The organism is Amycolatopsis jiangsuensis, from assembly GCF_014204865.1.
Classification (GTDB): Bacteria; Actinomycetota; Actinomycetes; order Mycobacteriales; family Pseudonocardiaceae; genus Amycolatopsis; species Amycolatopsis jiangsuensis.
In genome coordinates this window covers 7,389,574-7,402,774 of record NZ_JACHMG010000001.1, presented here as the reverse complement: position 1 = coordinate 7,402,774, position 13,201 = coordinate 7,389,574, and the positions used below count along the sequence as shown (strand labels likewise).

Sequence of the window (13,201 nt, the reverse complement as noted above, 5' to 3'; positions counted from 1 at the left end):
GGGATTCTCCTCCGGTTCAGGGGTGGGCGACCCGGTCCAGCGCGTGCCGCGCCAGTACCAGGCGGGAGATCTCGTTGCTGCCCTCGATGATCTCCATCAGCTTCGTGTCGCGGTACGCGCGCGCGACCACGTGTCCGTCGTTGGCACCCCACGAGGCGAGCACCTGCATCGCCTTCGCGGCCGCCTGTGCGGCCTGGGTGGCCGCGACGTGTTTGGCGAGCACCGCCGCGACGGCCTGGTCCGGCGACCCGGCGTCCCACTGCTCGCTCGCATGCCGGCAGACCTGCGTGACGGTCTGCTCGGCGACGTACAGATCGGCGAGGTGCCCGGCGACCAGCTGGTGTTCGCCCAGCGGTTTCCCGGACTGCTCGCGCGTGGCGGCCTGGGTGGCCGCGGCGTCGAGGCACGCGCGTACGATCCCGGCACAGCCCCACGCGACGGACATGCGGCCGTAGGACAGGGCCGTGGTGAACAGCAGCGACAACGACTGACGGCCGCCACCGAGCACAGTGGACACCGGCAGCCGCACGCCGTCGAACACCAGGCGTGCGTGGCCGGCCGCGCGGCAGCCCATCGGCTGCGGCACCGGCTCGATCGTCACGCCGGGCGCGTCGGCCGGGACCATCACCGCGGCCGCGTCGTCACCGTGGCGGCCGAGGACGAGCAGGTAGTCGGCGTAGCGCGAAGCGGTGACCCAGCGTTTCTCGCCGGTCACCACGACTTCCTCGCCCTGCGCTTCGATGCGTGTGGTCATCGCCGCCAGGTCGCTGCCGGCGCCGGGTTCGCTGAACCCGACCGCGGCGAGCTTGCCGCCGGTCAGCTCCCCGAGGTAGTGGCGCCGTTGCTCGCGATCGCCGAACCGGCGCACAGCCGTCGCCGCGATCCCGTGCGAGGTCATGATGCTGCGCAACGAACTGCACAACCGCCCGACGTGCGCGGTCAGCTCACCGTTGTCCACACTGGACACGCCGAGCCCGCCGAACCGCGCCGGCACCTCCGCGCACAGCAGGCCCATCGAACCCAGCTTGCGCAGCAGATCCGGCGGCAGTTCACCGGTGACGTCCCAGGTGGCGGGGCCGTCGCCGACCAGCTCGTCCGGGAAGACCGGCTCAGCCATCGTTCTTCCCGCTCAGCCGCAGCACGAGCGCGGTCATCGCGTCGACGCTGCGGAAGTGGTCCAGCGTCAGCTCCGGGCCGACGATCTCGATGTCGTAGGTGTCCTCGAGGTGCACCACGAGCTGCATGGCGAACATCGAAGACACCAGCCCGGCGCGGAACAGGTCGTCGCCGGGCTCGACCGGGGCCTTGATCCGTTCGGTGAGGAACGCCAGCAGCTGCGCCTCGACGGCCTTCGGGTCGACGGCGGGGTTCGCGGTGGTCATTCGGCGGCCTTCCGGTAGTCGAAGAATCCGCGGCCGGTCTTCCGGCCGTGGTGCCCGTCGCGGACCAGCTGGAGCATCAGGTCGCACGGGGCGCATTCGGGGTCGCCGGTCCGCTCGTGCAGCACCACGAGCGAGTCGGCGAGGTTGTCCACACCGATCAGGTCGGCGGTGCGCAGCGGGCCGGTCGAGTGCCCGAGGCAGCCCTCCAGCAGGCCGTCGACGACCTCGGCGGACGCCACGCCCTCCTGCACGAGCATCGCCGCGCGGTTGATCAGCGGGTGCAGCAGCCGGTTGATCACGAAGCCCGGCGCGTCGTTCACGACGAGCCCTTCGCGGCCCAGCACCGAGAGCAGCGCGGTGACCCGCTCCATCGTGGCGTCGCTCGTGCCGGTGCCGCGGATGACCTCGACCATCTCGATCAGGTAAGCGGGGTTCATGAAGTGCACGCCGACCAGCTCGTCACCGCGCGGGACCCAGGTCGCCATCTCGTCCACGGGGATGCACGAGGTGTTGGAGATGACCAGGGTGCCGGGCGCGACGAGGCCGCCGACCTCGGTCAGCACCTTGTTCTTGACCTCGGTGACTTCGGTGACGGCCTCGATCACGGTCGTCGCCTCGGCGACGTCGGCGAGCGTGGTCGTGGTGACCAGCTCCCCGCGGCCGCGGCCCTCCGGCAGCACGCCCATCAGCTGCGCGTGCTTGAGCTTCTGCCGCACGGTCAGCCGCGCGGCCGCGAGCTTTTCGTCGTCCACGTCCACCAGCACCACGGGCACGCCGTGCCCGGTGGCGAGTGCCGTGATGTTCGTGCCCATCACGCCGGCGCCGATCACGGCGAGCCGGTGTTCGGTGTGGTCGGTCATCGTTACCGCTCTCCTCGCTCGGCGAGCCATTCCTCGACGGCCCGCGCGGTGGTTTCGGCGTGGTCCCGCATCATCGTGAAGTGGTCCCCCGGCACGGTCACGGTCGTGACGTCGTGCGCGAGGTCCCAGCGGGAGTCCGGTGCGCTCGTCGCGCGGACGAGCAGGGTCGGCACAGTCAGCTGTGGCAGTCCGCGCCAGTCGAACGCGTAGTAGTGCGCCAGCGCGGTCAGCCAGCCGTCGCCGCCGGTGGCCTCCGTGTCGCCCGCCCCGGCCAGCACCGCGCCCGGGAGCGCGGCGAGGACGTCCCCGGGCACCCCGGCGTCCTCCGGGGTGAACGTGTCGATCAGTACCAGCGCCGACGGTCCGGGACCGGACTCGCCCAGCTTCGCGGCGAGCGCGTGCGCGACCAGGCCGCCCGACGAGTAACCCGCGAGGACGAAGTCCTCGTCCGGCAAGGACTTCCGGATCGCCGCGGCGTACGCGTCGAGCAGTGCCTCGGACGACGCGGCGAGCCGTTGCCCGGTCGCGAAACCGGGGGCCGGCAGGGCGGAAACCGCGCGGGCTCCGCGGAAGCCACGGCCGAAGCGGGCGAACTCACGGGCGTCAGCAGTGCCGGCGAACGACGGCAGGCAGAGCACGCGAGGCCGCGCCGTTCCTAGCGAGACCGAGACCACCGGCGGAGTGTCCTCTTCGGATGCTTCAGTGAACTTCTCGCGGAACTGCGCCAGTCCTTGCACGAGCTGCATCACCTCGCCCGCACGACCTTCCTCAGCGGCGCGCAGGTACAACGTGGTCAACGACTCCAACGGGGCCGGTGCTGTCGCGGCCGGCTTCGGCGCGTCCTCTTCGGACAGTCGCCCGGCCAGGTACGCACCGAGAGCGGCCGGGGTCGGATGGTCGAACGCGAGCGCACCGGTCAGGCGTAGCCCGGTCACCATCGCGAGCCTGTTGCGGAACTCCACGGCCGTCAGGGAATCCATGCCCTGTTCCAGGAAACTCGTGTCGACCTCGACGGCTTCCGGTGCGCCGTGGCCGAGCACCGCCGCGGCCTGTTCGCACACCAGCTCGACGAGCACACCGTCGCGGTCCGCCGGGCCGGCCTTCGTGAACTTCTCCCGCAAGGCTGCGCCAGCGGCACCGGCCGAGACGTCCTGGGCCACCCGTGGCGCGGGTGCGAGGCCGCTCAGGACGGCGGGCAGCCGGCCACCGGCACGGGCGATGGCCCGCAACGTCGGCACGTCGAGCGGGAGCGGAGCGAGTACCGCTTCGTCCCGCCGCACCGCCAGATCCAGCAACGCCAGGCCCTGCCCGGCTTCGAGCGAGCCGATGCCGGTGCGGCCGAACTTGGCACGTTCGGTGGTGCTGAGACCTTCGGTCATACCGGTCGCGTCGGCCCACAGGCCCCAGGTGAGGGACACGGCGGGCAGGCCGGCCGCGCGGCGGCGGGTGGCGAGCGCATCGAGGAACCCGTTGGCCGCAGCGTAGTTTCCCTGGCCGGGCGCACCGAGCGTGGCCGCCGCGGAGGAGAACAGGACGAACAGGTCGAGGTCCCGGCCTCGGGTGAGGCGGTCGAGGTGCCACGCCGCGTCCGCCTTGGGCCGCATCACCGCGTCGACCCGTTCCGGGGTCAGGGAACCGATGACGCCGTCATCGAGGACCCCCGCGGCGTGCACGACACCGGTCAGCTGCGGCACCCGGTCGAGCACCGTGGCGAGCGCGGCCGGGTCGGCGGCGTCGCACGAGGTGACGCCGACCGTGACGCCACGGTCCGCGAGGTCCGCGGCCAGGTTCGCGACGCCGCCGGCGCTCGGGCCGGAACGGCTGGTCAGCAGGACCTCCGCAGCACGGCCGGTGGTGGCGAGGTGCCGTGCGACGACTCCACCGAGCTTGCCGGTACCGCCGGTGAGGAGCACCGTTCCGGCCGGACGGGGGTCGGCCGGAACGGTGAGCACAACCGGGCCCGGCGCGGCCTTCGCACGGCGCACGTCGAGCACGGGGAAGGGGCCGGCAGCCTTCGCGTAGGACTCGTCGCCCATCGCGGTAAGGCGCTCGGCGGGGACCGTGACGAAGGAGGCGCAGCTGCCCGGCGCGGTGCCACGCACCCGATCACCGGTCACGAACCGCGTCACGCCGGGGCCGGTTTCCGCGACCACGCCGGCGAATCCACCGCCGTCGAAGCCACTGTCGAATTCGCCGCCGGACACCGCCGCACGCACCGCGACCCGGACTTCGCCCTGTGCGGGGGCCACCACCGGGGCCGGCTCGATGCCGTCGCCGGTCAGGCGCCACGGCTCCGCGGGCAGGGCAAGCCCGTCCGCAGGCCGGACGAGGCGACGCGTGCGGACGCCGTCGGCGCGGATCGCCAGCTCGGCTTCGGCGGAACCCAACGCCGTGACGAGTGCGTCCGCCGATGCGTCGGGTGCGAGGTCGGCGAGCACGAAGCGGTCCGGGTTCTCCGACTGCGCGGACCGCACCAGGCCCCACACCGCCGCACCCGCGAGGTCGGTGACGTCCTCGCCCGGCGCGACCGCGACCGCGCCGTGCGTGACCAGCACCAGACGGCCGGACTCGAACCCGGGTTCGGCCAGCCACCGCTGGAGCAGGCCCAGCACTTCGCCGGTCACGCGCCGCACCTGCTCCGGGGTGCCGTCGTGGTCCGGCAGCGTGGCCAGCACGAACTCGGGTTCGGTGCCGACGAGGTCTTCGATCCTGTCGTACGAACGCGTCTCGATCCCAGGCACGGCCAGCTCCCCCAGCACAGCCCAGTGACCCGCTGGGTCCCGGCGCGCAGCGCGGACGGGCACCCAGTCGACGCCGAACATCGCTTCCCCAGTGCGGTCACCGGTGGAGGCGTCCGCAGCGGTCGCCTTGCGCATCACGACGGCGTCCACAGTGCACACCGGCGCGCCCGCCGCGTCGGCCGCCGTCAGCGAGAGCCCGCCCTCTGCGTCTCGGCGCAGGCGGACCCGCACCGTACGAGCGTGCGCGGCGTGCAGCGTCATACCGGACCAGCCGAACGACAGCCACGTTTCGCCGGAATCCCAGCCGCCGGTAGCGAAGACGCCGGCCTGCTGCGCGGCATCGAGCAACGCCGGGTGCAAACCGAACACCGCGGCGTCTGCCGAAGCCTCCTCCGGCAGCGTGGCCTCGGCGAACACGTCGGTGCCGCGCTGCCACACCGCCTGCAAGCCTTGGAACGCCGGGCCGAGCGCATAACCACCCTCGGCGGTCAGTGCGTAGAAGCCGTCGATCTCCACCGGCTCCGCCCCGGCTGGCGGCCAGGTCGCGAAGTCGGCGTCCTGCGCGGGCAGCTCCGCGGCCGGGGACAGCACGCCGGAAGCGTGCCGCGTCCACGGCAGGTCGTCGCCCGCGCGGGAGTGCACAGTGAACGCGCGGCGACCGGCCTCGTCGGGAGCGGCGACCACCGTCTGCAGCCGCACCGCACCGTCGGCGGGGACCACGAGCGGTGCTTCCAGTGTCAGGTCCTCGACCAGGCTGCAGCCGGCGTGCGCGCCCGCGGTGAAGGCGAGTTCGGCGAACGCCGCGCCGGGCAGCACCATCGCGCCACGGATCACGTGGTCCGCGAGCCACGGGTGCGTACGCAGGGAAATCCGGCCCGTGCAGACGAGCTCGCCGCCGTCCGCGCGTTCGACCGCTGCCCCCAGCAGCGGGTGCCCGACCGGGTCCAGACCCAGCTCCTCGGCGCCGTCGGCGTTGGCACCGTTGGGCTTCGGCCAGTAGCGCTGATGCCGGAAGGCGTAGGTCGGCAGCTCGACACGGCGGCCACCGCCGAGCACCGCGGACCAGTCCACCGGCAGCCCGTGGACATGCGCCTCAGCGAGCGAGCACAGCACGCGGGCAGCACCGCCGTCGTCCCGCCGGATGGTGCCGGTGAGCACCGGGTCGGCCAGGTCGGCGCGGGTTTCCAGCACGTCCTCGATCGCTGTGGTGAGCACCGGGTGCGCGGAGACCTCGACGAAGCTGCGGTGCCCGGACTCGGCCAGCCCCACGGCGGCGTCGGCGAACCGGACGGTGTTGCGCACGTTGGCGTACCAGTAGGCGGCGTCCAGTTCCGGCCCGGTCAGCCAGCGGTTCTCGACCGTGGAGAAGAACGGCACCGCGCCGGTGGTGGGCCGCAGGTCGCTCAACGTTTCGGCGAGCACGGCCTCGACCGGCTCGCACAACCGGGAGTGCGCAACGAAATCGGTCTGCGGGATGCGCCAGCGCATCACCCGGCGGGCACGCAACTCACGCTCGAACTCCGTGAGCGCTTCGGGTTCCCCGGACACGACCGTCGCTTGTGGACCGTTGACCGCGGCGACGGCCAGCCGATCACCCCACGGTGCAAGCAGCTCACGTACTTCGTCGGCAGGCAGGACCGCAGACAGCATCCCGCCCTCGACATCCAGCTCGCTCAACGCCTTGGAGCGCAAGGCAACCACCCGTGCGCCGTCCTCGGGCGACAGAATCCCCGCCACGGTCGCCGCGGCGATCTCGCCCTGGCTGTGGCCGACGACGGCGTCCGGCGTGATCCCGGCCGCCCGCCACACGTCGGCGAGCGCGACCATCAGCGCCCACAGCAGCGGCTGCAGGACCTCCGCGGTCTCCGGAGCAGGCGCACCCTCGGCTCCGGTGAGCACGGCGACCGGATCCCAGTCCACCACGGACCGCAGGGCGTACGCGCATTCGGTGAACCGCTCCGCGAACACCGGCGACTCGACGAACAGCTGCCGGCCCATGCCCGGCCATTGACTGCCCTGACCGGGGAACACGAACACGACCTTGCCGGGCCCGCCGACCGGCACCGAACCGGCGACGGCCATCGAGTCCGGCTGTCCGGTCGCCACCGCAGCCAGCCGCGCGGCCAGTTCCTCGCGGTCCTCGCCGACCACCACGGCACGGTGCGGGAACGTGGTGCGGGTCGTGGCCAGCGACCACGCCGTGTCGGCCGGGTCGAACTCCGGCCGCGCCAGCGCGAACTCCCGCAGCCGGCCGGCCTGGGCGGCGAGACCGTCGGCGGTGCGCCCGGAAACCGGCCACGCGTGGACCTCGCCGGTGAGCACGGCCGGCAGCCCGAGCACCGGCGGTGTCTCGATGGCGGGCGGCTCTTCGACGATGACGTGCGCGTTGGTGCCGCTGATGCCGAACCCGGAAATCCCGGCGCGGCGCGGCCGATCCCCGCCCGGCCACGCGACGGGCTCGGTGAGCAGCTGTACACGCCCGGCGTCCCAGTCGATGTGCGGTGAGCGCTCCTCGGCGTGCAGCGTGCGCGGCAACACCTGATGCCGCATGCCCAGCACCATCTTCATGATGCCCGCCACACCCGCGGCGGCCTGCGTGTGCCCGAGGTTGGACTTGATGGAACCCAGCCACACCGGGTCGCCGCGGTGCTGGCCGTAGGTCGCGATCAGCGCACCCGCCTCGATCGGGTCACCGAGAACGGTGCCGGTGCCGTGCGCCTCGACCGCGTCGACGTCCTGAGTGGACAGACCACCGCTGGCGAGCGCGGCACGGATGACGCGTTGCTGCGAAGGTCCGTTCGGCGCGGTGAGACCGTTCGACGCGCCGTCCTGGTTGACCGCGGTGCCGCGCACGATCGCGTGCACCGGGTGACCGTTGCGGCGGGCGTCGGAAAGGCGTTCGACGGCCAGCATCGCGGCCCCCTCGCCCATCCCCATGCCGTCGGCATCGGCGGAAAACGGCTTGCAGCGCCCGTTTTCGGCGAGCGCCAGCGCGGAACCGAACCCGAACGCGCCCGGCGTCGGCATCACCGTGACGCCGCCGGCGAGCGCGAGCGTGCACTCGCCGGAGCGCAGCGCTTGAACGGCGAAGTGCAGCGCCACCAGCGAAGACGAGCACGCGGTGTCGATCGTGACGGCCGGCCCTTCGAGACCGAGCGTGTAGGACACACGTCCGGAAAGGACACTGCCGCCGTCGGAGGCCGGGGTGTAGCCCTGCATCGAGCTCTTCGCGAGCACGTTGCCGTACACCTGCAGCCAGCCGCCCGCGAACACGCCGGTGCGGGAACCCTTCAGCGAAGCCGGATCGATGCCCGCGCGTTCCAGCGCTTCCCAGGAGACCTCCAGCAACAGCCGCTGCTGCGGGTCCATGGCCAGCGCTTCCTTCGGCGAGATGCCGAAGAACCCGGCGTCGAACTCGGCGGCGTCCTGGACGAACCCGCCCTCCTGGCCGTAGAGACCGCGGATGTCCCAGCCGCGGTCCTTCGGGAACGGCGAGATCGCGTCCGTACCGGCGGACAGGAGGTCCCACAGCTGCTCGGGTGAGCCGACGCCGCCGGGGAAACGACAACCCATGCCGACGATGACGATCGGGTCGTCGTCCGCGACCGCGCCCACCGTGACCTGTGGGGCTGTGGCCTCCGCACCGAACAGGCCGTCGAGCACGAACCCCGCGAGCGCCGTGGCGGACGGGTAGTCGAAGACCACGGTCGAGGGCAGCCGGATTCCGGTCACCTCGGTGAGCCGGTTGCGCAGTTCGACTGCCGTGACCGAGTCGAACCCGAGGTCGCGGAACGCCCGCTCGGCCTCGACCTCGGCGGCGTCGGAGTGCCCGAGCACCGCGGCGGCCTCGGCGCGGACGAGACCGATGAGCGTGCTCAGCCGGTCTGCACCGGTCAGGGGTGCGAGACGCTGGGCCAGCTCGCCGTCCTCGACTTCTTCGACCCGGCCGGCCAGCGCGCGGACGGCGTCCGGCAGCGTGGACAGCAGCGGGCTGGGGCGGCGCATGGTGAACGTCGGCGCGAACTGCTCCCAGTCGATGTCGGCGACCGCGAGCGAGCCGTCGCCGCCGTCGAGAGCCTGGGCGAGCGCTTCGATGCCCCGGTCGGGGTCCATCACCCGCAGGCCGTAGCGACGCAGCTGGTCACCGGCGTCCCCGGCGCCCATGCCACCGCCGCCCCACAGGCCCCACGCCACGGACGTCGCGGCGAGACCGCGGGCGCGGCGGGATTCGGCGAGCGCGTCGAGCGCGGCGTTCGCGGCCGCGTACCCGGCGAGCAGGCCGCTGCCCCAGGTCGCGGCGCCGGAGGAGAACAGCACGAAGGCGTCGAGGTCGCCGGTCAGCTCGTCGAGATGGCGAGCGCCGTCGACCTTTCCGGCCGAGACGTCGGCCAGCTGCTCGACGGTGGTGTCGGTGACGAATGACGCCCGCGCGACGCCCGCGGCGTGGGCGACGGCCGACAGCCGCGGTCCGGTCGTCGCGATGCGGTCCAGCAGCCCGGCGACCTGGTCGCGGACGCCGGTGTCGCATGCCGCGACGTCGACCGCGCAACCACGGCCGGCGAGGTCCGCGACGAGCGTGGGCACCCCGGCGGCGCCGGCGCCGGAACGGCTGGTGAGCACGAGACGGCCGGCACCTCGGTCGGCGAGCCAGGCGCCCATGCGACTGCCGATCAGGCCGGTGCCACCGGTGATCAGGACCGTGCCGCGGGGCTCGTAGCGGCCCGGCTTCGGCGCGCGGGCCCGCACGAGCCGCCGTGCGAGCAGCCCGGACGCCCGGATCGCGATTTGGTCCTCACCACACCCGGCGAGCACCCCGGTGAGCCGGGTGACGACCTGGTCGTCCCACGTGCCGGGAAGATCGATCAGGCCACCCCAGCGGTGCGGCAGCTCCAGGCCGATGACCTGCGCCAAGCCCCACACCTGGGCCTGCGGGATCGACGGCGTCTCCCCCTGCGTGGCGGCGACCGCGCCCGCGGTGAGAGCCCACAGGGGTGCCTCGATCCCGGCATCTCCGAGTGCCTGCACCAAAGCCAGGGTCGCGGCCACGCCGTTCGGCACCACGGGATGCTCCGGCAGTGGCCGCTCGTCCAGCGCCAGCAACGAAACGACTCCCGTGTAGTCGCCGGCGGGCAGCGCGGCGAGCAGGTCTTCGCGGCTGGTGGCGTCGGTGCTCAGCAGCTCGGTTTCGGCGCCGCGGGAGCGCAGTGCCGCCACGCAGTCGGCGGCTTCGTCGCGGCTGACGACCAACCACGTTCCGGACAGGCTGGTGACGGCCGGTTCCGCGGCCGGTGCCCAGGTGATGCGGTAGCGCCAGTCGGTGACCGGCGAGTGTTTGCGCCGGCGCCACGCGGCGAGGGCGGGCAGCAGCTCTTCGGCAGTGCCGGTGGCCAGGTCGAGCGCTTCCGCCAGCTCCGCGACGTCGCCGCCCTCGACCGTGGCCCAGAACTCGGCGTCCTCGGTCGCCGGGGGCGGCTGGTCGAAGACCGGCCAGAACCGGCGATGCCGGAACGCGTACGTCGGCAGCGGCACCGTCCGTCCACCCAGGATGGTGGACCAGTCGACGGACGCGCCTCGGGTCCAGGCCTCGGCGAACGAGGTGAGCAGCCGGCCCGCACCGCCGTCGTCGCGGCGCAGCGTGCCGGTGACGACGGGCTCGTCAAGGGTGTCGGAGATCGCGCCGGTCAGCACCGCATGCGGCGATGCCTCGATGAACACGCCGTGGTCCTCGCCGAGAATCCGGATGGCGCGCTCGAACTCGACGGTTTCGCGGAGGCTGGCGTACCAGTACTCCGCGTCCATGTGCGGGTTCCACTCACCACTCATCGACGAGACGAGCGGGATCTCGCCTTCGCGCGGCTCGATCCCGTGCAAGTGCTGGATAATCTCGTCCCGCAGCTCATCAACCTGCGCAGAGTGTGACGCATAATCCACCGGAACCATGCGAGTACGCACATCGGCACTCTCGGCAAGTTCGCGGAGGGCGTCCGGCTCACCACTGACCACCGTGGACACCGGACCATTCACCGCCGCGATCGAGACCCGATCTCCCCACGGCTCAATCCTCACCCGCACCTCGTCGGCGGGCTCGGCAATCGACAGCATCCCGCCACGACCAGCCAACGCCGTGAGCGCCTTACTGCGTAGAGCAACCACGCGGGCGGCGTCATCGAGCGACAGGACCCCCGCCACCGCCGCCGCCGCGATCTCACCTTGTGAGTGACCCACCACCGCATCCGGGCGGACACCCGCCACCCGCCACACCTCAGCCAACGAGACCATCACAGCCCATAACGCAGGCTGCACGACGTCAGCACCCTCGAGTTCGCCCGCGAGAGCCGCATCCAAGTCCAAGTACGGCGCCAAAGCATCCCGGCACTCGGCCAGCCGCGCGGCAAAAACCGGCGACACCTCCGCCAGTTCCCGGCCCATCCCGGCCCACTGGCTGCCCTGCCCGGGGAACACGAACACTGTCCGGCCGACCCCGGCGGCGGCGACCGCCCCGGTCACCACCTCCGGTGCGGAACGTCCGGTCGCCAGGGCAGCGAGTCCGGCGGTCAGCTCGCCACGGTCGTGCCCGAGCACCACGGCGCGCCGGTCGAACGCGGTGCGCGAGGTGGCCAGTGACCAGGCGACGTCGGCCGGGTCCTGCTCCGGATTCGCCAGCGCGTGCTCCCGCAGCCGCCCGGCCTGCGCCGGCAACGCCGCGGCACCTCGGCCGGAAACGAGCCAGGGCTGCAGGTCCGTCCGGTCGAGCACACTGCCGACCGCAGGTCGCACCTCGATCGGCGCGTCTTCGTCCTCGGCGGCAGGAGGCTCTGGCGACTCTTCGAGGATGAGGTGCGCGTTCGTGCCGCTGATGCCGAAGGCGGACACCGCGCCACGCCGGGGGTGCTCGTCCTTCGGCCACGGCATGGTTTCCTGCAGCAGCCGCACGTTCCCGGAATCCCACTCGACGTGCGGTGACGGCTCGCCGGCGTGCAGTGTCGCGGGCAACGTGCCGTGCCGGAGCGCCAGGACCGTCTTGATCACGCCGGCGATCCCCGCCGCCTGCTGCGCGTGCCCGATGTTCGATTTGACGGAACCGAGCCACAGTGGCCGTTCCGCGGAACGGCCCTGTCCGTAGGTGGCGAGCAGCGCCTGCGCCTCGATGGGGTCGCCCAGCTCGGTGCCGGTCCCGTGTGCCTCGACGAGGTCGACGTCGCCGGTGCCGAGCTTCGCGCTCGCCAGCGCCGCGCGGATCACGCGCTGTTGCGACGGGCCGTTGGGCGCGGACAGGCCGTTGGACGCGCCGTCGGAGTTGACCGCGCCGCCGGTGATCACGGCCAGTACCTCGTGACCGTTGCGCCGTGCGTCGGAAAGCCGTTCCAGCAAAACGACACCGGCGCCCTCGGCGATGCCCATGCCGTCGGCACCGGCCGCGAAGGCCTTGCAGCGGCCGTCCGCGGCCAGCACCCGCTGCCGCGAGAATCCGACGAACTCCGCCGGGTCCGCCATCACCGTGACCCCACCGGCGAGCGCGAGCGAGCACTCGTCCGACCGCAGCGCCTGAACCGCCAGGTGCACCGCGACCAGCGACGACGAGCACGCCGTGTCGACGGTGACCGCCGGCCCTTCGAGACCGAGGGTGTAGGAGACGCGGCCGGAGATGACGCTCGTGACGTTGCCGGTGATGAGGTGGCCTTCGGAGCCGGCCATCCCGGCGCCCGCGCCGAGGTATCCCGACGGTGCGGCGCCGGCGAACACCCCGGTCGCGGACCCGCGCAGCGCCTCCGGGTCGATCCCGGCGCCTTCGATGGCCTCCCAGGCGATTTCCAGCAGGAGCCGCTGCTGCGGGTCCATCGCGAGCGCTTCGCGTGGGGAGATGCCGAAAAACGCGGCGTCGAAGTCCGCGACTCCGTGCAGGAAGCCGCCTTCCGCGACGTAAGTGGTGCCCGCCGCTTCGGGATCCGGGTCGTACAACGACTCCACGTCCCACCCGCGGTCGGCGGGAAACGCCGAGATCGCGTCGCCACCGGAGGCCAGCAGTGCCCACAGGCCCTCGGGGTCACGCACGCCGCCGGGGTAACGGCAGCCCATGCCGACCACGGCGATGGGCTCCCGCTCCCGCTCGCTGACCTCACGCAGCCGGGCGCGCGTCGTGCGCAGCTTGGCGGTGGCCTGCTTGAGGTAGCCGAGGAGCTTCTCCTCGTTCTGCATCCGTGTCACTTCCTTCGACCGG

The 13,201-nt window shown here is 72.6% G+C and carries 4 protein-coding genes; all 4 read right to left on the bottom strand.

Features of this window, described 5'->3' with window-relative positions:
• Positions 1–16: 16 nt before the first annotated feature.
• From BJY18_RS33275 to BJY18_RS33260, 4 genes are read right to left on the bottom strand one after another with little or no spacing between them, the layout of a single operon-like run.
• Complete coding sequence (locus BJY18_RS33275) at positions 17–1,117, bottom strand: acyl-CoA dehydrogenase family protein (RefSeq protein ID WP_184783815.1); 1,101 nt, start codon at positions 1,115–1,117, stop codon at positions 17–19.
• Positions 1,110–1,382: an acyl carrier protein gene (locus BJY18_RS33270; protein WP_184783814.1), complete on the bottom strand. Its 273-nt coding sequence runs from the start codon at positions 1,380–1,382 to the stop codon at positions 1,110–1,112. The genes BJY18_RS33275 and BJY18_RS33270 overlap by 8 nt, the downstream gene beginning before the upstream one ends.
• A complete protein-coding gene (locus tag BJY18_RS33265) occupies positions 1,379–2,242 on the bottom strand; it encodes a 3-hydroxyacyl-CoA dehydrogenase family protein (protein ID WP_184783813.1) in 864 nt (287 codons plus the stop codon). The genes BJY18_RS33270 and BJY18_RS33265 overlap by 4 nt, the downstream gene beginning before the upstream one ends.
• A gap of 2 nt (positions 2,243–2,244) precedes the next feature.
• Positions 2,245–13,188 (bottom strand): type I polyketide synthase, encoded by a 10,944-nt coding sequence (locus tag BJY18_RS33260; protein ID WP_376774744.1) that lies wholly within the window; start codon positions 13,186–13,188, stop codon positions 2,245–2,247.
• Positions 13,189–13,201: the final 13 nt, after the last annotated feature.